Source organism: Streptomyces sp. DH12, assembly GCF_020873895.1.
Classification (GTDB): Bacteria; Actinomycetota; Actinomycetes; order Streptomycetales; family Streptomycetaceae; genus Streptomyces.
On sequence record NZ_JAHWGT010001157.1, the window covers coordinates 1 to 443 of the forward strand.

At 70.2% G+C, this 443-nt stretch carries 1 protein-coding gene; it reads right to left on the reverse strand.

Annotated elements, in window-relative coordinates:
* Positions 1 to 214: 214 nt before the first annotated feature.
* Positions 215 to 443: hypothetical protein (locus LPA54_RS39030; RefSeq protein WP_228985128.1), on the reverse strand; the 229-nt coding region annotated here is incomplete at its 5' end.

Genomic DNA, 443 nt, shown 5'->3' on the forward strand with positions numbered 1-443 from the left:
TCGTTGCCAGAATCCCAACCCCACGAGGCCCCTGGCGGGAGCCGAGGCGCCTCGTCCACAGTCCTCAACGCTACGACCGGGTGATCCGGTTCCCCAGTCCCACGCATGTGGAACTCACCACGTCCGCGGTCGCGGAGCGGAGGAACGCCGGTCAGTGCGCCGATTGAGACGTGCCGGCCGGGGGCGTCGGTTGCCTCCCGGAGGCAACATTTCCTCACATCGCCTCAGCCGGCGCGGGAGCCGTCGTCGGGACGCGTCGTCGTCGGTGGGACTCTTCGTCGTCGGACTCGTCGTCGCAGTCCTCGTCGAACTCGTCGCCATCCTCGTCGCCGGTTCCCCCGTCAGGCGAGTACCAGTCGTGATCCGACCGTCCGCCGCGCCGCGGCATCCGCCGCGTCTCCCTCCCCGCCACCCCCGCCGACCAGCGCGAACGGGTACGTAAG